The sequence below is a fragment of the Vibrio sp. 1874 genome, assembly GCF_033344395.1.
GTDB classification, from domain to species: domain Bacteria; phylum Pseudomonadota; class Gammaproteobacteria; order Enterobacterales; family Vibrionaceae; genus Vibrio; species Vibrio alginolyticus.
Window position 1 is genome coordinate 80,813 of sequence record NZ_JAWPOR010000010.1, and the last position, 18,233, is coordinate 99,045.

The following is an 18,233-nucleotide window of genomic DNA, read 5'->3' on the forward strand; positions in this document are numbered from 1 at the left end:
TACGAGGAAGTCTTATGTCATTTTACGATGCTAGTAACAGTGTAAACCTTGATGATGTTAAAGCTAAGTTAGAACAACAAGCGAAAGATGCTAACACAGAAGTGACGGCAGCCATCAAGAACCTAGAAACCAATGCCGATGATCCATCAAAGCTTGCCGAGCTTCAGCACGCGATCAACAAATGGTCTGTTGTTTACAATATCAATGCGACCACCACTCGTGCGATTAAAGATGTGATGCAGTCGATTCTCCAGAAGGTGTAAAGCATGGAACGAGAAACGCGCCAACTGCTGGCTGAAATCGCGCTGATGGCAACAGGTATGCATCGTCATCAAGAAGCCAACACGATTGCAGATGGCCTTGAAGCAAGCTCAGGTTCTGAAGAGACCGTTGCGATGATTCGTGCAATGAGCCTCATGAATAAAGGCTTGTATGAAGAGGCTCATCAATTACTCGAACCACTTTGTAATGCCTATCCAGATCTGATCAGCTTAGCGGCTCTTGCTTCGGCCAAAGCCGGTTTACTGAGCAAAGCGGAAAGCTGGGTAGAACTTGCGTCACAAGGAAGCGAAGAAAGCCAAGCATTTGCTGCGAGCTTTTCTCAGGACATTAGGAATCTTGGATGATCATTGATTCAAGCAACCTAAGTCTTCAACACCAATCTTTGCGTCAGTCGGAGTCGCGCCATTATGAGCGGAGCGATGAAGACAAGATGAAAGCACTCATGGAGCGAAGTGACAAGCAAGAGCAAGTTTCACATGTTTCTCCAAAAGAGACGCTAGAGAAAACAGAAGCGAAACTGGCGGAGATTAAAGCGTGGTACGAATCATTAAAAGACGCAGAGGTTGTCAGTAAACAAAGTGTCTTATCATCGTTAAATGAAGCGTTTTCCGACCCTCAAGTTAAACGAGAGGCAATGTGGTACGCCTTTCATGAGGCGAAGAGTGCAAAAGGCAACGAGCAGCCACAATCTGATTTGTTAAAGGTGTTGAAGCAGGAGTTACTAGGGAGTTTTTCGGGACAGCTTATTGCCGAACCACCTGCTGATAAAACAGCACTAAAAGCAATGCTAGCGCAGCATTTTCCACTGGGTGCCCAGAAAGAACAAGCCTTATGGCATTGCTGGGCAGAGTTGAAGTCGTTACCTGATATGGCATCAACACTGGACATGGTTCGTGATGAACTTAGCTTCATGATCCAAAAAAATGCGATGGTGAAAAACATCATGACTCACAGTCACAAGTTAGATTTATCTTAGGAGTACATATGATAAACACGCAGTACACCGAGGTGATGCAAACCAACATTGATAAGTTGCAGGATGCGCAAGTCGAAGACGGTTTAAGCGAACGTTTTGAGCAAGCCATGTCGGTTCCCGAGGCAAGTAATGGCCTGGAGGGAGGTTTGCTAGAAAACATCAGCGAGTTGAAAAACACTATCGATAACGCGAAAAGTAACCTGCAAGACAACATGAAGATGGTGGGTGATGATCCGGCGCAATTACTGCAAATGCAGTGGGCGCTGACACGCATTACTTTTCAAGAAGAGCTGATCGCGAAAACCGTGGGTAAAACCACACAAAACGTAGAAACCTTATTGAAGGCACAATAGTGATGATGAATAAAATGAGAGCAGTTTTCATCATGCTCACGTTGTTTCTGGTAGGTTGTCAGACCGAGCTATACACCAACGTTACTCAGAAAGAGGGTAATGAGATGTTGTCGATCTTACTATCCGAAGGTGTCGTTGCAACAAAAGAACCTGACAAAGACAACACCGTCAAGTTAATGGTAGACAGTTCTCAAATCGCCTTCGCGGTAGATGCGCTAAAGCGAAAAGGTTATCCAAGAGAGCAGTTTTCTACACTGAAAGAGGTGTTTCCTAAAGACGATTTGATCTCGTCACCATTAGCAGAACGAGCCCGTTTGGTGTATGCGAAATCTCAAGAGCTCTCGTCAACCTTATCTCAGATTGATGGCGTGCTGGTGGCACGTGTTCATGTTGTTTTGGAAGATCAAGATCTGCGTCCAGGAGAGCGCCCAACTCCAGCTTCTGCCTCCGTATTTATTAAACACGCAGCAGATATTGCGCTTGATTCATATGTTCCGCAGATCAAATTATTAGTGAACAATAGCATTGAGGGGCTGAACTACGATCGAATCAGCGTAGTGATGGTACCCTCATCAGAGGTTCGAGTTGCTACTCAAAACAATCAATTTAAAAGCATTTTGTCGGTTCAGGTCACCAAAGAGACGGCGAATAATCTTATCGCCATTTTGGTGTTCTTGGTAGCGGCACTCATCGGCTCAAATATCGCTACTTTTACATGGTGTCGTAGGAACACGAAGCGTGGTTAAACCAGAAACACCACTCGCGCAGGTACAACACCAGTTTAACTATGCGCCTTGCCAGTACATCCATAGAAGTTGGATAGAGCAAAAGCAGCCTTGGTTACTAAATATCGAAGGCTGGAGAGATAACCCCATGTTTAACCAATGGTGCATAAATGAGTGGGCGTTATCTCCCGTTCCTGAGACGGCTTTTAACAAACCTTGCCATAGCTTGGCGTTGCTCCCAGCGGATGCGTTGAACCAACTCGTATTGATGGTGGGCGGAGCTTTACACTGTGTGGCAATGCGAGGCGTTGTTTTAAAACGCCCGAAACAGGTTCTGAACAACGTTTTTGGTTTGGAAGGCGCTCGGTTCTTAATTCAAAACGGGCCTATGCTGTTATCCAGCTGGCCGCAAGGCTGGCAGCGTTCGTTACCAGAACTATTGGATGAAAGGTCTGTTGAAGCAAGCATGAGGGCGCTGGGATATTTTTGGATGAGGTTTATTTTGATTAACTCACCGGAAGATGTTGTTCTTCGTTGGCAATTCAAATTAGAAAAGCAACTTAGCGAAAACGCGGAAACAGCTAACTGGTTGGAAGCGGATCAACGAGATCTGGCGTATCGACTCACAAAAAAAATCGCAAAACAGGTTATTCCTCAATGGTTTCATTTGTTGAAATAAAAACAGACAATTTGCAGCTGGCACCTGGCTTAAAGGTGCTGAAAGCGAAAGATTATGCCAGTTATCTGGATTCGCAACACTTAGTTGAAGCCGCGAACTCCAAAGCTGAAAGCATCATTGCTAATGCCCAACAAGCCTACGAAACCGAAAAACAACGTGGTTATCAAGATGGCCTTGCACAAGCCAAGATTGAAAATGCGCAAACGATGGTTGAAACCTTAGCACGTTGTAATGACTACTATCAGCAAGTCGAAGAAAAAATGACAGGTGTGGTGTTAGAAGCAGTACGTAAGATCATCGATACCTTCGATGATGTCGATACCACGGTGAGTGTAGTTCGAGAAGCGTTGCAACTGGTGAGCAACCAAAAGCAGGTCATTTTACATGTCCACCCAGAGCAGGTTGTTGAGGTGAGAGAAAAGGTGGCTGGTGTATTAAGTGATTTCCCTGAAGTCGGTTACGTTGACGTGGTAGCAGATGCGCGCTTGAAAAATGGAGGCTGCATTTTGGAAACAGAAGTTGGGATCATCGACGCCAGTATTGATGGACAGCTGCATGCATTAAAGCAAGCCATGGTGAAGCAGCTCAGCGAGCGTAAAATTACGATTCATGAATAAACCTCAAAAACTCAGCACTTGCTGAGTTTTTTCATTTTAATGCCTTTAAACAAAAAAAATCCGACCATTTCTAAAATATTCACTGCCATAAATCCTTAAGAATACACCTAAGAAAGCTGCTTAGTTGATAAGTGTTGCAACCAAGCAGCGCCTCTAAAACAACAAAAATAGGATTATTTAGTCGAATGGCTAATGGATTTATAACTTCTTTACTGACAGATTTTGCCAGCCGCTGCCAATTGGAGCCGTTGGTTTTTGATGAGGATGATTGTTGCCATCTACTCGTTGAGCAAAACACAGCAATCACAATTCGTGCACAAGAAGATCGTGTGACGCTTATCGGGCTGATTTCAGGTAATAAACCGAGTGCTGATATTTTGCATCAACATATGAAAGATGCCTTAACGCAAGGCTCTCCAGCGGTATGCTGGGAGGAAGAGATCGGATATATCGGTTTCATACACCTGCCTCAGCAACTGCTAACTGCATCTTTTTTCGATGAGTCATTTGCGAATTTCATCGAGTGGTTAAAAAGTGCGAATACACAAGAAGTAACCAATAAAACAACCGAAGTACCGGAAACGAATACCACTCATTTTTCCACATTAAGGGTTTAAAACATGATCAGTTTTGGAAGTGTTAGCGCGTTGCAGGCTGCCATGCCGCAAGCTCGTAACGAGATACTTAACGAAGGTAAGCTGAGTATTGGTGGCAAAGAATACCAAATTAACGCAGCGACCCAAGAATTTACTCGCGCCAATCCTACGAATGGTGCAGTAGCGCGATTTTTTGAAGCGACAGGAAAACTGTTTCGCGAAGGTAGCCCACAATCGGTAGCGAAAGCCCTTACAAAAGCCGTATTTGATAATGAGCAAGGACAAGCTCAGCGTTTACAAGCTGCTTCTTCTGTTGAGCATGGACAAATGTTCTTCAAAGATGGTAGCATAAAAACCGCATCAGATGTCTTAAATGCCTTTGCGAAGTTAGACAGTAAATCAGTTCAGTCGAACTCTGCTGAGCTAAACCAGTTAGCAGAACGAGCGATGACAGAGGCAATGTTAGAAACCGATTCTGGTAAAAACCTCACATCACTGATTGGCGAAAGTGCAGCGAAGTCGCTTGCTGGACGTGTAGTAAAGGACTACGGCGGTGGTGTATCTGCAGCGCAGAAAAACCCGGCAGGTAGCATTAATCAAATGCAAGCGGTGTTTGATATGGAGGTGATGCATCTTAAATCGGCGCAACGTCATATCGAAGGTCTAGCAAGCACAGATCTAAGCCAAGGTGTATACGCTGAAGGACTGGCAGAGGACGTGTTTAACAAAAGTGGCGTAACCAATAATGTTGAAAGAGCTGCGGCGTGGATCATTAATGCTTCTAACTCTAAAGGAAACGATGCCGAAAATATTACGTCTTTACTGAAAGAATACGCGTCTAATGGTAAAGACTTATTGAATATGGAAAACCTAAAAGAGCTACACGCTCGATTGGTGCCTAATGTTGAGCGTGATTACCGAGGGCCAAATATTTCGGGTGGCACTTTGCCTTCAAGTATTGGCGGTGAGGGCATGTTAAAGCAGCACATTGAAGGCTTTTTGAAAGAGAACCCTGTAGAAGATAAAGACTTAGGTAAACATTTGTTCGCCGGAGTTATCGGGTACCATGGCTTTACCGATGGAAATGGTCGCATGGGGCGTATGCTATACGCGATAGCAGAACTTCGTAACGACTCGTTCAATCCTTTAGCTATGGATGCAGAAAATAGCCTTCACGGTATTAAGTGATTTTCTACTTCTATTTAATTTTTGGAGCGGCGATTGCCGCTCTTTTATTTTCAGCCCTAAACCACCTACTTCAGTAGGTGGTTATCATCCGCTTCGGCTTTGCCTGTAAATCTAGTCATGCTAAATGCATCTTTGATTTTTCCAGAAGTCAAAGAGGCTATTTTGTCGATAGTGTTGGAATCAATGAAGAAATAATACGCCGATATGTAAGACATCAAGAGAAGCAAGAGCGAGTAGAGCAGCAGCAATTGGTGCTGGACTAAACAAAGGCCCCCTTTTAGGGGGCTCACACAAAGCCACCTTCTTTAGAAGGTGGTAATTTACTTTCCAGCTTAACCTTAATTTTTCTTCTCAATAAAACGGCTAATAGCAATAAAAATGAGACGTTGAAATAAAGTGTCGGTTTCTATCTCGCCATAAAATCTCTTTTATCCTTATTCGCTTATTTAAATGAGCCGTTATACCCAAGTGGCTTCGCTGAAATAAATATATCGATGTCACTTAGTTATAATAAATTAGACAGGACACAACATGGATACAGGAAAGATTAATATGCTTCTCTCTGAGCTAGGAGAAGTGCTGAACCTTGAGCGCGTGACAGCGTATGACGATCAAATGTGGTCACTGCATTTTGCTGAAAACAACAGTGTCGATGTTCTGCTCGTAGAGGAAAAAGGCGAGTTATTGATTTCCAAAAACCTGCTTATAGAACGTAATGATATTACGCTAGATAAACTTCAAGTTTTACTTGAATACAACTTTTTGTATCGAGAAACAGGTGGTGTGCAGTTTTGTGTGAATCCAACACGCAAAGACGTTGTTCTTCAAGTTGCTATCGCGACTGGAAGTGAACTCACCAACATTGCTAACTTAATCATTCAGTTGAACGAATTAGTTGATACTTGGGGACAGTTATTTCAAAACAACACGGTTGTAGATTTTAGCCAAACAGACGTACACGCATTTATTCAAGTTTAAGGCATCACACATGGTCAATATTAATACATCGCACATGCACTCGTTGAGTCAGTTAACGTCACATTTGGCGACACAAAATCAAGCTGACGACAAAGAGGTTCGAGCACACAACGGTAAAGATATTTTTGTTAAAGAGGGCGCACCAAAAAATAAAAGTATCAGCGCGCGTATTAGCCACCAGAATAAAGCGAAAGATATTGTAGTGAACCTGCTTACTAAGCAAGGTATTCCTAAAGATGTTGCGAAGCTGATGCTGAAAAATGTGTTGAACGGTGAAAATAAGTTAACGCTTGGGAGCCTGAAAAATCTTGAGAGATTGTCGTCTGGCCCTAGCTCAAATTGGCCCACTGCACAAACGGCAGCCTTTTCTTCCAAAACCAATAAAGCCTCATCGAGTGTCGCGCTTATCAACGAACATAAAGCCAACCTTCAAAAGCTTGGTGATTTTGCCTGTACGGACTTAAATACGTTCGGTGTTAAGGGGTCACAGTTTTATGAAACAAAAGGAAAGCCACGACTAAAAGAGCTTCACGCGGATCAAGCGCGAATCATGCAAGATCACAGAGCGACGATGTCCGCAAACGGAGTTCAAGCTGCAGCACAAAGAGGAACCGCACCGCAATTAAGCACTCTACAGAACATTGCTAAGGCAGTACAAACCGCGAAAGCCGGCTGCTGTACTACATTTGCCTTTGCTGCCGCCGCTGAGATGATTCAAGGCATGTCAGGAACACCTGAAAGTGAACCCAAAGTAGAAGTGGTTGCGTTTAAAAAGGGTCATTCAGGTACACACCTTTATGTACTGGTTGGTCGACAAGAGGGGAGCGACATAAAAGATCCATCAACGTGGAGTAAGGATGTGAAAATTGTTGACCCGTGGGCGACATCTGCATTCGGTGCACCAATGTTTGGAGATGCACAACGACCACCTGTTTCGAATATGTTCCCGCCAACAGAAGTCATTTTTGATAGCCATAAACTGGGTTAGTCACTCTGCAAAAGAAGTGAGCAAATACACCATGCTAAGCATCTAACCTTTATTGAAAGAGCAGCCCTGAGCTGCTCTTTTTTATTACTCTGGAAACTCGTTTTTAGAGCGAGATTTCTGCGGAAAACCTCACAATGCAGGCGAAAAAGTGACAAAAATAAAGCCATTACCGACATCGTTCAATCTGCAATCGTTGTTCAATAGAGTTATTGAAACAAAAGGAAAAAGTTATGAACACGATTCAACAACTGCTCTTGGAGTTTTGCCAACTCAATGAGTTGCCCGAACTGAATTTTGAAGAAAATGAACGTTGTCAGCTACTGGTCGATGATCGCTACATGTTGTATTTCATCGCGACAGATACGGATGACTTGATGTTGTCTGTAACGTTCGGAGGGTTAGAAAAATCCGGTGAACAACGACTAAAAGGTTTAGAGCTTCTTGCTCATGCTAACTATCAAGGAATTGGTAGTGGCAGCCTCGCACTTGCTTTAGCTCCAAATGGTCGCCAGCTTGTCTTAGCAGGACGTAAACCCGTTGAGCATCTAAATACGACGAACCTTACCGCTTGGTTTCACGAAGTTATTGAACAGGCCGAGCTGTGGCAAGCGCGTTTCGCAATGTTGGATCAAGCGATTCCAACCACCTCTAATCATGAACAAGCTCATGTTCAATCACTTCGTGTGTAGGAGAGAAAAATGGTTAATACAACACAAAAAATCAGCCCAAGCCCAGTACCTGATCTAGAACAGTTTCGTGCAGTTGCTGCGCAAAAAGATGACCGAGTGATCAGCAAAAGAGGTGAAGTAAAAGAGCCTTCCACATTCCACAAAGGTCACAAGTTTGCTTCTATTCACGAAGGCGTATTGAGAAGCAAATACACTAAGTTTTTCCAAGAAAACATCAAAACTCACCTTGATTTAAAACAAGCGCTACTTAAGCAAGAAAAACCTGAGGTTGCGCTGTTGGCTTACTCCCTAGTGAGTCCTTCAGGCTATCGCGGTGAGCCACTTACTGAGCGTAAAATCTTAGAAGTTGTCAGCCTATTGGATGAAATAAAAGTGAGCAGCGATACGTACCAGCAGCTTAAAAATACGTTTGATGCGATCAGCAAAGATCCGCGTATGCAGGTGAGTTTAGAAGCCCAGTATCCAGGAAAAATGGATGGCTTCGCTGCTGAACTGTTACAGATGGGCAAAGAAAAGCTAAAAGGTTCTGGTGTGAACGCCGTTATTAACTTGGCATTACCTGGCGTTGGCTTATTGATTTCTACAGGTCGAGAGTTGCACAAAGCGGCCGTAAATGGTGATGCTGAGGCTTACCATCATCAGTTAGAACAAATTTCACAGCTGCCAGGGCGAGATCAACGTCTTTCTATGCCGATGCAGCAAACCTTGGCTCAAGGTCATGCGATACTGTCGGCTGAAGGTGGCATTGGAGCTACGTTAGGTATGGCGACGGGGAGCCTGGGCACGTTCGGTGTTAGCTCTGTAGCAACGGTGGGCGTCACACCGATAGCAAAAGAGGCAATCGGTTCTGCGGCAACGACTGCTATCATGAGCGGCGGTGGTTTTGTGGCGAACCAAGCTGGGGCATACGGGTTAAATACGGAAGTAAAAAAGCAACTTATGCAAGGTGAAATGTCTGGTGTTTTACCTAGACTTGAAGTTTCCAATGCCAAAGGAGACTTTACCTTCAGTATGCAAGATCCGGCTTCTGTCCGCGCATTAATGGCGTACCTTGGTCCTAAGGAGAATACTGCAATGACTTCTCCTCAAGCGCCTAAAGAGGCACAAGAGATGGAAACCGCTCGATTAACACTGAAAAAGATGTTGGGTTCAGAGCCAAGTGAGCACTTGGTTTCTGACGTAGACTCTATCTTGAAGCTAAGCCCAGAGGATGCACCAAGTAAAACCGAGTCTATTGCTAACGGGGCGTTTAAAAAACTGTTAGGAGAAGATTGGGATTGGCTCATGCCAGCTGTTCGAGCGATTGATAAAGGGGAAGCAAGTAAAATAAACGAAAAGCTCACCTACAAGCTCCCCCTAGATGCAGCAAACGGACGAGTTTATCTTGATAAATGCCCAAACCTGAGTGACGTCCAATTAGATGCGCTAGAAAAACTAGGCTCACCAAGTCAATTGCGATTGATGTACTTGGCAGAAGGCTGGGTGTAATTTCAAATGGTAAAGTAGGGAGTAGGTGCTGCTCCTTACTTTATCTACCGTCAGCGTTCCTTTTTGGGGCTGGCTAATATCGGTTTAATTTAACTTTTCGACTGAAGAAACAAACACACAAGTGTCAACGTTATACCAACCCAACCAATGAAAGAAATTTCTTCCCCAACAATCGCAACTGCTAGTGCTGCTGCGATAACAGGTTCAAATAGCGTGAGTATGCTAGCTCCACTGGCTGTAACAAACCGTAGCCCAAACCCAAAAGCGACGTAACCTAACCCCATTGGAATCAAGGCCATGTAGAGCATGACCGTCGTATTAGTTGACGATGCAAATAGATTATCACCCGTGATGAAAAGTGTTGGTAGAAGCAAAACTCCACCAATACCAAAAACACTTCCCATGGCCGTTTGCGATTCAATGCCGTGGTCAATCATAGCCTTTACTCCCCATGAGTAAATGGCGTACGTCAAACCTGCCAATAGGCCAAGTAATACACCCCAATGCTTCATATCCTGATCAAATAAGCTATTTGCGGATGACTCAGAAGCCAGCAACAAGGTAATGCCAATGACCCCGATTGCGAAACTCATCATCCAGCGCTTGGTTATGGTCTGATTTCGGCTAAAGAGACACTCTAACAAAGCAGAAAAGAAAGGAGCAGTGGAGATAGAAATAACCGTACCAATAGCCACACCAGCGAATCGCATTGATGAATAAAAAGCCAGTGGGTAGGTGGCTAAGGCGATAATACTAATCAGTAACGTTTTCTTCTTATGTACGACTTTTCGAAAATCTCTCTTCAGTGACTTCGCAGATAGACATGCTTGCATAAACCCACCAATACCCATAGAAAATGCGCCAATGGCGAGAGCACTGACATCCGGTGCCAAGCTGGCAGCGGTGCCCGTCGTTCCCCACAGGGTTGAAGCAAAAAGTATGGATAAAGTTCCTAATTGATAGTCGGTGAAATGTTTTTTTAACACTGTAATTTCTACCTAGTGAATGGCTGTTTTAGGGTAGAAAGAATAAAAGAAAGCGATAGAGATTTTTGTGCTGAAAAGACGGAATACTTGTTCCAGAAGACTATTTTAGTGACTATCGGGAAAACTCTCTAGGAGACATACCAAAATGCATTGAAAACCGTCGACTAAACGCGGAAAGGTCACTATAACCAACTCGTTCAGCTATCAACTGAACTGGAAGGTCTGTATGAGTCAGTAGTGCTTTGGCTTTTTCCATACGTTGTAGTGTAATGTACTTATGGACGCTCACTTTTAGCTGCTCTTTAAAAAGCTTTTTAAACTGCGTCGGACTCAAGCAAGCGGCATTCGCTAATGAGGCAATGGTGAGTGGCTGATCAAGCTGCTCCGCGATCACAACCTGTACATCTCGAATACGCAAATCCACGGAGCGAGACCGCTTTTGCTGCTCCAGCAACAGATAGAAGGTTGCAACCATTGAGTTTTCAATTTCATCATTAACCTGATACTCAAGTTGCTTTTCGACAAACTGGATAAAGCTCAGTAGAGGCGGGCTAATCGAAAACACAGCCACACTATTATCCATCAAATGAGTGGGCAAAGTGGTCATATCCGCAACAATAAAGCGTGATGACTCTTCGGCATTAAACCCGTGAGCACAACTTTTGGGGATGACTATGCAGTCGCCAACCGCCACCTTTCCGACATAGCTATCCATATCAATATGTATGTTGCCCTGGAGAGGAAGCACCAGTTGATGATAATCACTATGAGTATGTCGGCTCATACGTTTCGTGTAGGAGCGAATGCTTAAGCTAGATTTCATAAAAACAACATACAGTTAAAGGATACCGCATTATAGCGTTGAAAGTATCGAGGTTGAAAGCTGGGCAGTTGTAAGCCCAGATCTTGAATGGGATGTGGTTTGTTAGTCCGCCTCGGACTCTAACGAAGCCAACCAACGAAGCACTTCCGCAGTTGCCTCAATAAGATCGCTTGGGATGTACTGGTCGACGTTACCGTCGGCGTATAGTGCACGAGCAAGAGGGACTTTTTGCATCACAGGCACGCCTTCCTCTTTAGCGATTGCGACCATACGTTTGGCTACCGCATCGGTTTCCATCAAAGTGATGACGGGCAGGGGCGTTTCGCCTTTCTTGTAATAAAGGCCAACCGCGATATGTGTTGGGTTTGTAACTAATACATTAGAACGTTTAACGTTTTCACGTTGATTAGAGGCTTGTAGCTCTTGGTGTAACTGACGACGTTTGCTTTTTATTTCTGGACTGCCTTCCATCTCTTTGTATTCGCGCTTCACTTCGTCCTTGCTCATTTTGAGCTTTTTCGTGTGATCAAACTTCTGGTACGCAAAATCTGCGGCAGCGATGACGATGAAGCCTACCGAAGAGATAATCATTAATTGTTTAATCATGACGCCAGTAATGGTCGGGACACATTCTAGCCCACAAGTTGGAATTTGCATTAAAGCGTTGATGTTACCGCGTAATGTCACCCAGATAATGCAGGAAAGAAGAGAGACTTTAAGGATCGACTTGATAAACTCAATCACACTCTTGAGGGAAAAAATGCGTTTGGCCCCTTCGACGGGATTGATCTTTTTGATGTCGGGTTTAACGGATTCACCACTAAATAGGAACCCGAACTGCCCCATATTGGAAAAGATGGCGACGAGTGCAGCAACCAGAATAATCGGAGCGAGTAGATAGGCAATTTCTTTTGCGATGGCGATAGCGACATCGACTAGCGCATCTTGGAAACCCTGATAAGCAAGCTTACTTGGTAGGAGAATAAGCGCTGAGATGTGCGACATGTAATAATCGGCGAACGCAAACAGTACAATTATGAGCGCCAAAATTAATGCAGACGATACGATTTCTTGGCTTTTGGCAACCTGACCTTTCTGTCGAGCATCGCGTAACTTTTTTGCGGTGGGTTGCTCAGTTTTTTCTGCACTCATAAAGAATCCTAAGCGTTATTGCCAAATGGTATTGAGTTGTTCTGCGAATCGGGTAATGCCGTAAAACTGTACTTCAAAGTGATCCATCATTATTCCGAGATACACGATCAGTAAAACACTCGCGATGGCACTTTTTATTGGCATGGCAAGGAAAAAAACATTCAATTGCGGTGCAAAACGACTGATAAGCGCCAGACCAAACTCAGCAAGAAACATTGCCAACACTAGTGGAGCGGACATCAACACACCAAGCCACATAAGCTGTTCAAATTGCGCGTAGAAGAAGCTAACCCATGCGTCGCTAACGGTTGGGAAAAAGTCCACGATCGGCCAAGATGTATAGCTTTTGAATAACGCATAGATAAAAGTGACAAAGCCCCCGCCAGAGAAGAACAGGGTAATCAACGTTTGGGTCAGCAACACGGCTGTTGGTGTGGATTGTGAGCCTAGCGTTGGGTTAAACATACTTGCCATGGCAGCACCACGTTGGTTGTCGACCAGAAAACCGGCCGCTTCTATCGCCCAAAAGGGGATAGCAGCAACAAACCCTATCAATAGCCCAATTAATACCTCCTTACCCAAAATCACTATCAGCCAAATGCCGTCGGTTTCTGCGGGCAAGCTTTGCTGATTAATCATCGGAAATATAAACAGCGCGAGTGAGCAAAGCACACCATTTCTCACCATGGTGCCGCCTAGAATTTGCTTGCTCAAAATAGGCAAAAAGATGAAGCATGCCATTAACCGAGGTAACGTCAGACTGTACAAAAATAAAACCTGGTGTAAGTCGTGATAACTCATCGTATTTGAGGAATTTTATCCATAGCAAGCGAGGCGAAGGCGTGGAGCTCTGCCCCTAGCCATTGCGTTGTGACGAACAGTGTAATAATGACCGCGATAAGCTTGACCACAAAGCCTAACGTTTGTTCTTGGACCTGAGTTAACGCCTGAATAAGCGACACCAATGTACCAACCAATGCTGCGACTAAAATCGGCGGTAATGACAAGTACAACACTAGGGTTAATGCTTGAGTCGTGAAATGAATGATTTCAGCAGAATGCATACTTTCTCCGTGATTAACCGTAACTCAACACTAAGCCGTGGGTGAGCTTTGTCCAGCCGTCAAGCAAGACAAAAAGCAACAATTTGAAGGGGAGGGAAATCGTCATTGGCGATACCATCATCATCCCCATTGCGAGTAGGATATTCGACACAATTAGGTCAATAGCGATGAACGGTAAGTACAACAGAAAGCCAATTTCAAAAGCGCGAGTAAGCTCGCTGACGGTAAATGCGGGCAGTAAGAGCAATAAACTGTCCGACTCTAAACGGTCTACGTACTTCTGTGGCCACAATGTGCGTGCAGCATCAGTGAAGAATATGGCTTCGGTTTCCCGAATATGCTTTTTCAAAAATTCTCGATAAGGCTGTAAACCGCTTTCAATGAGGCCTTCTACACTTGCAGAATCTTCAAGGGAGATATCATGCTGCTTTACGTAGTCGTAGGTTTCAAACCCGACGGGAGCCATGATGAAAATTGACAGAATGATGGCCAATCCGTAAAGCGCCATATTCGGCGGAATTTGCTGTACACCGAGAGCGTTACGCAGCAGTGAGAATACAACGGCCAGTTTCACAAACGACGTCGCCATCATGGCGATAAATGGGATCAGTGCCAGCAGTGCTAAGCTGACAATGAGATTGAGCTCGTCGGGTAACTGGATCATGCTGGCTCCTGCGTGCCACCGAACAGCTCCAGTACGCGCACACCTAAATGTTCGTTAACATTAACCAGTTCACACTCACCAATGATTTTGCCGTTGGCACGCAATGTTACCGGCTTAGATACAGGCTGGTTTAGCTCGAATACGTACCCTGGCTGAAGCTGGTTAAGCTGCTCTAGCGTGATGGTTTGATGGCCGATATCAAACGTGAGTTCCACAGGCAGTTGCTGGTGGTCGGTTAACATTTCTGAAGTGTTTACGTCATTCATATTGGTTTCTTTTTCCATAATGTGAAGAGTTTGGTCATCCAGTTGGCAGCGCCAGAGATTCTGGTTAGATACTTGAAAAATGGCTTGTTGCTTGGCGATGTAACCATCGTCAAAAAAGATGACATCTCCCAGCTCGAGCGAATTAAATTCGCTTAACGTCAAATGGGTCCTTCCAAGACTTAACCACACAGGTAAAGCGAGGTGTCGAGCTTGTAGAGCAGCGCTGTTTGGTAGCGCATCCAACAACACGTCTGATCCTTCGCTAACCCACAAACAAAGAGAGCCGTTAGGCTTATTGAGGGTTAACATTAAAGTATGCTCTTGGGCCTGGCTCGCCTCTAACGGCTGTAGTTGACTAAGAATGGGTAACTGACCAAATAGCGCTTTGATTGCCTCACTATGCGGTTCTATCTGTGAGCTCAAAAGTGCTAACTGGAGGGAGTTAGGTAGGGACTCAAACGCAGTAGCATTTAAGGTCGATTTCAGCCAATGTTGGAGCTGCGCACGAGAAAAGTCTACTTGTAGGGTTTGCCCTCCAATCAACGTGGTTAAACGGAACCCTTCAAATGAAGGGATTTGAGCAACAGTAATCGATACGCTCTGACCATCAGTCCCTTGGAAGTGGCACTGTTTTGCACAAAGTTGATTGCTGAGCGCGATACTTTCTGCATCCACTTTGGGTATTATTAACGGTGTCATAGGTCATTCTCCGCTTGCCATTCTTCATACACGCTGCGTTGTTGGCGTGAGTGTTGTTGTTCATGTTGTTGTTGATCGAGCTGTTGAGTTTGTTCGCTGATCGCTAAGCGAAGTGGCTGCTCACCACCGAATCGGTTTAGCCGTTCAGCAAGATCTTGTCTAGCTTGCTGGCTAATAATGGAAAGGGCATGCTCTTGTCGAATCGTCACGCTATACCCTTGAGCGTCCAACTTGATGTGGATTTCGCCACCTTTTAATTGTCCTTCACTTAGAAACAGCCGAACCTCTTTGTTGTCCGATGCGGTTGGCAGAGCAACATAGATTTTATCCACCAATTGCTGGAGTAATTGGTTTACGTCTCGCGTTGGGCTTGGTTGAGCCTGCGAAGCAACACTTTTTAGGATGACATCGCCTTGTGTTACCGCACTTGCAAGGGGTTGAGAAGGCACTTTTTCTTCATCCGTTTTAACGGCGACTAGTGCGCTTTTCGTCACGATTTTTTCAAGAGGCTTGGTTTCAGGCAGGCCACCAGTTTGGTCTGATCGTTTGCCTGTATTCTGTAGCGGCGGAGTTGCACGCTTATTGTGCGTTTTTTCAGTTTGCCTTTTCGTTAAGCCAACAATGTTAATCCCATCTTGAGCGAGCTCTGTCGCTGTCGCATTTTGGGGGAGCAAGCCAGATTCAAGCGTAGAGAGATACTCCGGCGAGGTATGTTTATCCATCGGCGTCGGTTTATCATCTTTCAAATGAGCTTGAAAGTGAGGATCAACACGCTCGGTAGAAGGGGAGCTTAGAACTGTGTCGCCATCGCTTTTTCCATCATGTTTAAGCAATTTATTGTTTTTGCTAATTATTTCTTCGCTATTTGCTGCGTCGTCTTGCGATTTCTCTATATCTCTCTTACTGACGACGTCACTTTGACCTTTTAAAGTGGAGATGTTTTTGTCAGCGTTGGCTTCTTGGTTCGATAGGTTAAGTTTCTTATCTAGACCTTGAGATGTCTTATGCCTTAGCGGTATGTCTTCTTCGCCAGTATGATTTTTTTGGGGATTCCCAACGATAGACTCCTTTCCCTTGCTAGGCTTCTTCGTCATTGCATGCTCGAATTGTGATTGAAGCTCGGCCTCCTTCTCGAGAGGCGCTTGTTCCGGCGTTGATTTGTGCAGCGTATTCGATGTTTCAGTTGTTGGGGTAATGCGCATAGTGAACCTTTAGATAATGTCGACAGTGCGAAACTCTTCCTGTTCGAGTTCTTCTTGGTATTGCCTTTCTCGCGATTTTTCCGCGACTTCTTGTTGCTGCAACTGAACGAATTTTTCTTTGGTTTTATGGGCTTGTCGCGCCTCTTTTTGCTTTTCTTTAAGTGCCGAGCGTTCGATTTCAAGCGCTTTTTTTGACTCGGCCACACGTTGTTTAAGTTCGGCTTCTCTCTCTCTTAACAACGCGATTTCTTGTCTTAATGTTTCTAGCTCTTTGAGAACGAGCGTTTGTTGTTTTGCTTTAGCAAAACGTCGCTCTTCTTCTTCCTGGCGCCAAACGTGATAGTCCGCGACAGAACGTTCGGCCTTTTGAACCTGTGCTGCGGCGTTTGACACTCGGTATTCTTGACGCTTGACGGCTTTATCCGCACGGTCAGCGCGAATTTTTTTGATTTCTAATAAGCGTTCTATCATTGTTTCGCCATCCCTTTAAGTTGAGCGATAGTGCCATCAAGATCGCTTGGTTCATGAGTGCCTTGGCGTAAAAAGGCGCGTATATCATCACTTTGTGCAATGGCCAAATCCGCTCGGCTATCTGCGCCATGTTGGTATTCGCCAATTTTTATTAGCAGTTCAACTTCTTCATACTTAGCTAACATTTCGCGAATATGAGCAGCAGACGCCTGATGATCGGATTCAACGATTTGATTCATCACTCGGCTTGCTGACCGAAGTACATCAATCGCAGGGTAATGGTTCATTGCGGCAAGTTTACGCGAGAGAATGATGTGCCCATCTAAAATGGAGCGAGTTTCATCCGCGACAGGCTCTGTCATGTCGTCACCTTCCACCAACACGGTGTACAGTGCTGTAATTGATCCTTTGTCTGATTGTCCAGCTCGTTCCATCAGCTTTGGCAAAGCGGCAAAAACGGAAGGCGGATAGCCACGTCGTGTTGGTGGCTCGCCTGCGGCTAGTCCAATCTCCCTCTGTGCGCGGGCGAAACGCGTCACCGAATCCATCAGCAGTAGCACGCGTTTACCTTGGTCACGAAAATATTCTGCGATAGAAGTGGCAACAAAGGCGGCTTTGGCGCGCTCCATTGCTGGGCGATCAGAGGTAGCGACCACTAAAACCGATTTGGCCATTCCTTCTTCGCCTAGGTCATGCTCAATAAACTCGCGCACTTCGCGTCCGCGTTCACCAATTAAGGCGAGAACGGTCACGTCAACTTCTGCGGAGCGAATCAGTTTTGCCAGTAGGGTACTTTTACCCCCGCCAGCCGCTGCAAAAATACCCATGCGCTGACCTTCACCACAGGTCAGTAGCCCATCAATGGATCGAACGCCAAGAGAGATTGGCTTTTCAATCAGTTTACGTTGCATTGGTGGTGGCGCATCGCGATAAACAGGATACCAAGCACTTGGTTCCTGACTCTGCGTACCATCGAAAGGACGCCCAAGCCCGTCAAGCGTTGTACCTAACAGGTGGTCGCCAACACCCACTTCGTGCATTTTGCCCATTGGGCTTACTTCTGTATTTGAGGAAATCCCAAACATATTTCCTAACGGGGTGAGCAAAGCGTGATGCTGCTGGAAGCCAACCACTTCCGCTAACAAAGACAGAGTTTGATCGGGATTACGCAACTCACACAGTTCACCTACACGAACGCCAGGGACGACAGCTTTGATAATGGTGCCGGTGACTTGTGTAACGCGCCCGCGAATTTGGATCAAACGCGTGTGTTTAATCGCAGATTGTTGGATATCAGTGATGTATGAGAAATCGTTCAAGGTAAAAATATGCGCAATGATTGATGCT

At 45.0% G+C, this 18,233-nt stretch carries 23 protein-coding genes and 1 pseudogene; 14 read left to right on the forward strand and 10 right to left on the reverse strand.

Features of this window, described 5'->3' with window-relative positions:
- Positions 1-14: 14 nt before the first annotated feature.
- From sctF to R8N46_RS17200, 14 genes and pseudogenes are all read left to right on the forward strand, one after another.
- Positions 15-263: a type III secretion system needle filament subunit SctF gene (gene sctF / locus R8N46_RS17135; RefSeq protein WP_005377199.1), complete on the forward strand. Its 249-nt coding sequence runs from the start codon at positions 15-17 to the stop codon at positions 261-263.
- Between the two features lie 3 nt (positions 264-266).
- The gene (locus R8N46_RS17140; protein WP_005377200.1) at positions 267-626 is read left to right on the forward strand and encodes a YscG family type III secretion system chaperone; all 360 of its coding nucleotides are present in this window, start codon (positions 267-269) and stop codon (positions 624-626) included.
- The gene (locus tag R8N46_RS17145) at positions 623-1,258 is read left to right on the forward strand and encodes a YopR family T3SS polymerization control protein (RefSeq protein WP_017821342.1); all 636 of its coding nucleotides are present in this window, start codon (positions 623-625) and stop codon (positions 1,256-1,258) included. The genes R8N46_RS17140 and R8N46_RS17145 overlap by 4 nt, the downstream gene beginning before the upstream one ends.
- Positions 1,259-1,266: 8 nt before the next feature.
- Complete coding sequence (gene sctI / locus R8N46_RS17150; protein ID WP_005387149.1) at positions 1,267-1,611, forward strand: type III secretion system inner rod subunit SctI; 345 nt, start codon at positions 1,267-1,269, stop codon at positions 1,609-1,611.
- Positions 1,611-2,357: a type III secretion system inner membrane ring lipoprotein SctJ gene (sctJ, locus tag R8N46_RS17155; protein ID WP_086012989.1), complete on the forward strand. Its 747-nt coding sequence runs from the start codon at positions 1,611-1,613 to the stop codon at positions 2,355-2,357. Before sctI ends, sctJ begins: the two co-directional genes overlap by 1 nt.
- A complete protein-coding gene (vscK, locus tag R8N46_RS17160) occupies positions 2,350-3,015 on the forward strand; it encodes a SctK family type III secretion system sorting platform protein VscK (RefSeq protein ID WP_005387147.1) in 666 nt (221 codons plus the stop codon). The genes sctJ and vscK overlap by 8 nt, the downstream gene beginning before the upstream one ends.
- Positions 2,994-3,632 carry an HrpE/YscL family type III secretion apparatus protein gene (locus R8N46_RS17165; RefSeq protein ID WP_005387146.1) on the forward strand — a complete coding sequence of 213 codons (639 nt, stop codon included), beginning with the start codon at positions 2,994-2,996 and terminating at the stop codon, positions 3,630-3,632. The genes vscK and R8N46_RS17165 overlap by 22 nt, the downstream gene beginning before the upstream one ends.
- Before the next feature lie 185 nt (positions 3,633-3,817).
- Positions 3,818-4,249 carry a type III secretion system chaperone gene (locus R8N46_RS17170; RefSeq protein WP_104975358.1) on the forward strand — a complete coding sequence of 144 codons (432 nt, stop codon included), beginning with the start codon at positions 3,818-3,820 and terminating at the stop codon, positions 4,247-4,249.
- A gap of 3 nt (positions 4,250-4,252) precedes the next feature.
- Positions 4,253-5,416 carry a VopS family T3SS effector adenosine monophosphate-protein transferase gene (locus tag R8N46_RS17175; protein WP_104975357.1) on the forward strand — a complete coding sequence of 388 codons (1,164 nt, stop codon included), beginning with the start codon at positions 4,253-4,255 and terminating at the stop codon, positions 5,414-5,416.
- A 149-nt stretch (positions 5,417-5,565) separates the two neighbouring features.
- A pseudogene (locus R8N46_RS17180) lies at positions 5,566-5,679 on the forward strand (IS200/IS605 family transposase); the annotation flags it as partial.
- Between the two features lie 268 nt (positions 5,680-5,947).
- Entirely contained in the window at positions 5,948-6,394 is a 447-nt protein-coding gene (locus R8N46_RS17185; RefSeq protein WP_025998614.1) for a type III secretion system chaperone, read from the forward strand.
- Positions 6,395-6,404: 10 nt separating this feature from the next.
- Positions 6,405-7,382, forward strand: a complete 978-nt coding sequence (gene vopR, locus R8N46_RS17190; RefSeq protein WP_017634551.1) for a type III secretion system effector VopR — start codon at positions 6,405-6,407, stop codon at positions 7,380-7,382.
- Between the two features lie 230 nt (positions 7,383-7,612).
- On the forward strand, positions 7,613-8,071 hold the full coding sequence (locus R8N46_RS17195; RefSeq protein WP_005387141.1) for a CesT family type III secretion system chaperone: 459 nt from the start codon (positions 7,613-7,615) through the stop codon (positions 8,069-8,071).
- A gap of 9 nt (positions 8,072-8,080) precedes the next feature.
- On the forward strand, positions 8,081-9,559 hold the full coding sequence (locus R8N46_RS17200) for a CesT family type III secretion system chaperone (protein WP_213972512.1): 1,479 nt from the start codon (positions 8,081-8,083) through the stop codon (positions 9,557-9,559).
- Positions 9,560-9,648: 89 nt separating this feature from the next.
- Here R8N46_RS17200 and R8N46_RS17205 read toward each other — a convergent pair whose 3' ends face one another.
- The 10 genes from R8N46_RS17205 to vscN form a co-directional block, all read right to left on the reverse strand.
- Positions 9,649-10,551 (reverse strand): DMT family transporter, encoded by a 903-nt coding sequence (locus R8N46_RS17205; protein WP_372081381.1) that lies wholly within the window; start codon positions 10,549-10,551, stop codon positions 9,649-9,651.
- A 106-nt stretch (positions 10,552-10,657) separates the two neighbouring features.
- A complete protein-coding gene (locus tag R8N46_RS17210) occupies positions 10,658-11,368 on the reverse strand; it encodes a helix-turn-helix domain-containing protein (RefSeq protein ID WP_021707757.1) in 711 nt (236 codons plus the stop codon).
- Positions 11,369-11,470: 102 nt separating this feature from the next.
- Positions 11,471-12,520 carry a SctU family type III secretion system export apparatus subunit VscU gene (gene vscU / locus R8N46_RS17215; protein ID WP_005387129.1) on the reverse strand — a complete coding sequence of 350 codons (1,050 nt, stop codon included), beginning with the start codon at positions 12,518-12,520 and terminating at the stop codon, positions 11,471-11,473.
- Positions 12,521-12,535: 15 nt separating this feature from the next.
- On the reverse strand, positions 12,536-13,321 hold the full coding sequence (gene sctT, locus R8N46_RS17220) for a type III secretion system export apparatus subunit SctT (RefSeq protein ID WP_171346037.1): 786 nt from the start codon (positions 13,319-13,321) through the stop codon (positions 12,536-12,538).
- Positions 13,318-13,584 carry a SctS family type III secretion system export apparatus subunit VscS gene (gene vscS, locus R8N46_RS17225; RefSeq protein ID WP_005377227.1) on the reverse strand — a complete coding sequence of 89 codons (267 nt, stop codon included), beginning with the start codon at positions 13,582-13,584 and terminating at the stop codon, positions 13,318-13,320. Before vscS ends, sctT begins: the two co-directional genes overlap by 4 nt.
- A gap of 13 nt (positions 13,585-13,597) precedes the next feature.
- Positions 13,598-14,248 carry a SctR family type III secretion system export apparatus subunit VscR gene (gene vscR / locus R8N46_RS17230; protein WP_005377232.1) on the reverse strand — a complete coding sequence of 217 codons (651 nt, stop codon included), beginning with the start codon at positions 14,246-14,248 and terminating at the stop codon, positions 13,598-13,600.
- Positions 14,245-15,213 carry a SctQ family type III secretion system cytoplasmic ring protein VscQ gene (vscQ, locus tag R8N46_RS17235; RefSeq protein WP_017634547.1) on the reverse strand — a complete coding sequence of 323 codons (969 nt, stop codon included), beginning with the start codon at positions 15,211-15,213 and terminating at the stop codon, positions 14,245-14,247. Before vscQ ends, vscR begins: the two co-directional genes overlap by 4 nt.
- Positions 15,210-16,415, reverse strand: a complete 1,206-nt coding sequence (locus R8N46_RS17240) for a type III secretion system needle length determinant (RefSeq protein ID WP_033906162.1) — start codon at positions 16,413-16,415, stop codon at positions 15,210-15,212. Before R8N46_RS17240 ends, vscQ begins: the two co-directional genes overlap by 4 nt.
- A gap of 9 nt (positions 16,416-16,424) precedes the next feature.
- Positions 16,425-16,886, reverse strand: a complete 462-nt coding sequence (locus R8N46_RS17245; RefSeq protein WP_005377236.1) for a type III secretion protein — start codon at positions 16,884-16,886, stop codon at positions 16,425-16,427.
- Positions 16,883-18,205, reverse strand: coding sequence for a SctN family type III secretion system ATPase VscN (vscN, locus tag R8N46_RS17250; protein WP_182039224.1), 1,323 nt, complete (start codon positions 18,203-18,205; stop codon positions 16,883-16,885). The genes R8N46_RS17245 and vscN overlap by 4 nt, the downstream gene beginning before the upstream one ends.
- Positions 18,206-18,233 lie beyond the last annotated feature (28 nt).

What these genes read in the sequence shown, in the direction of transcription:
- sctF (WP_005377199.1), top strand. Translation starts at nt 15, where the DNA reads ATGTCATTTTACGATGCTAGTAACAGTGTAAACCTTGATGATGTTAAA.
- R8N46_RS17140 (WP_005377200.1), top strand. Translation starts at nt 267, where the DNA reads ATGGAACGAGAAACGCGCCAACTGCTGGCTGAAATCGCGCTGATGGCA.
- R8N46_RS17145 (WP_017821342.1), top strand. Translation starts at nt 623, where the DNA reads ATGATCATTGATTCAAGCAACCTAAGTCTTCAACACCAATCTTTGCGT.
- sctI (WP_005387149.1), top strand. Translation starts at nt 1,267, where the DNA reads ATGATAAACACGCAGTACACCGAGGTGATGCAAACCAACATTGATAAG.
- R8N46_RS17165 (WP_005387146.1), top strand. Translation starts at nt 2,994, where the DNA reads ATGGTTTCATTTGTTGAAATAAAAACAGACAATTTGCAGCTGGCACCT.
- R8N46_RS17170 (WP_104975358.1), top strand. Translation starts at nt 3,818, where the DNA reads ATGGCTAATGGATTTATAACTTCTTTACTGACAGATTTTGCCAGCCGC.
- R8N46_RS17175 (WP_104975357.1), top strand. Translation starts at nt 4,253, where the DNA reads ATGATCAGTTTTGGAAGTGTTAGCGCGTTGCAGGCTGCCATGCCGCAA.
- R8N46_RS17185 (WP_025998614.1), top strand. Translation starts at nt 5,948, where the DNA reads ATGGATACAGGAAAGATTAATATGCTTCTCTCTGAGCTAGGAGAAGTG.
- vopR (WP_017634551.1), top strand. Translation starts at nt 6,405, where the DNA reads ATGGTCAATATTAATACATCGCACATGCACTCGTTGAGTCAGTTAACG.
- R8N46_RS17195 (WP_005387141.1), top strand. Translation starts at nt 7,613, where the DNA reads ATGAACACGATTCAACAACTGCTCTTGGAGTTTTGCCAACTCAATGAG.
- R8N46_RS17200 (WP_213972512.1), top strand. Translation starts at nt 8,081, where the DNA reads ATGGTTAATACAACACAAAAAATCAGCCCAAGCCCAGTACCTGATCTA.
- R8N46_RS17210 (WP_021707757.1), bottom strand. Translation starts at nt 11,368, where the DNA reads ATGAAATCTAGCTTAAGCATTCGCTCCTACACGAAACGTATGAGCCGA.
- vscU (WP_005387129.1), bottom strand. Translation starts at nt 12,520, where the DNA reads ATGAGTGCAGAAAAAACTGAGCAACCCACCGCAAAAAAGTTACGCGAT.
- sctT (WP_171346037.1), bottom strand. Translation starts at nt 13,321, where the DNA reads ATGAGTTATCACGACTTACACCAGGTTTTATTTTTGTACAGTCTGACG.
- vscS (WP_005377227.1), bottom strand. Translation starts at nt 13,584, where the DNA reads ATGCATTCTGCTGAAATCATTCATTTCACGACTCAAGCATTAACCCTA.
- vscR (WP_005377232.1), bottom strand. Translation starts at nt 14,248, where the DNA reads ATGATCCAGTTACCCGACGAGCTCAATCTCATTGTCAGCTTAGCACTG.
- vscQ (WP_017634547.1), bottom strand. Translation starts at nt 15,213, where the DNA reads ATGACACCGTTAATAATACCCAAAGTGGATGCAGAAAGTATCGCGCTC.
- R8N46_RS17240 (WP_033906162.1), bottom strand. Translation starts at nt 16,415, where the DNA reads ATGCGCATTACCCCAACAACTGAAACATCGAATACGCTGCACAAATCA.
- R8N46_RS17245 (WP_005377236.1), bottom strand. Translation starts at nt 16,886, where the DNA reads ATGATAGAACGCTTATTAGAAATCAAAAAAATTCGCGCTGACCGTGCG.